The organism is Bartonella sp. AC10YNML (genome assembly GCF_042196825.1).
Taxonomy (GTDB): Bacteria; Pseudomonadota; Alphaproteobacteria; order Rhizobiales; family Rhizobiaceae; genus Bartonella.
Genome location: NZ_JBHIRA010000083.1, coordinates 1 through 627 on the forward strand (window position 1 = coordinate 1; position 627 = coordinate 627).

General features: G+C 35.2%; 1 protein-coding gene. It reads right to left on the minus strand.

The genetic code is table 11. From position 1 onward, the window contains the following. Nucleotides 1-544: YdaU family protein (locus ACFINA_RS09760; protein WP_375615540.1), on the minus strand; the 544-nt coding region annotated here is incomplete at its 3' end. Nucleotides 545-627: the final 83 nt, after the last annotated feature.

A 627-nucleotide genomic window follows, 5' to 3' on the forward strand; every position in this document is an offset into this window, starting at 1 on the left:
CAATTTCTTTTTTTGATAAAACGATAGTTTTATTTTTTTTATATATATTATTCTTATTCTGGTTCTTTATAGCTAGATTTTGCTTGTCGTTTGCTTCAGCAAAAAAAACGTTTTGCTTATCTTTTGCTTCAGCAAAAAAATCATTTTGCTTGTCGTTTGCTTCAGCAAAATTATTAATATGTTGTTTTATATTATTTTTTGCTTTTGCACCTTTTTTACCAGCCTCACTACGAACTTGCGATATGTGCTCTTTTTTATCAGCAAAATCGTTCAGCTCTTCTTCAACGCGTGTATTCCACAATCCATTATCTGTCTCAACAAGTTTATCATTCCTCATTAAGTATTCGACAAGAGTTGCAAATTTTTTCTGCGAACAATTGCAAGCACGTGCAAGCGTTTCAAAATCTTCTTTAATTGGTGCTTTTTTATCGTACATGCGAACGAGAAGCGTCATATAAGCGCCCCTTTGCTCTAACGTCATTCCATCTGTACCACTTATCCAGTCATACAAATGGAATCTTATCCATGGCATACCATTAGACATGCGCATCCCCTTCTTTCATTAAATATAAAATTGCCAAAGCATCTGCTTCGTTGTCGTCACAAGGCGCGTGACCTTTTGCACGC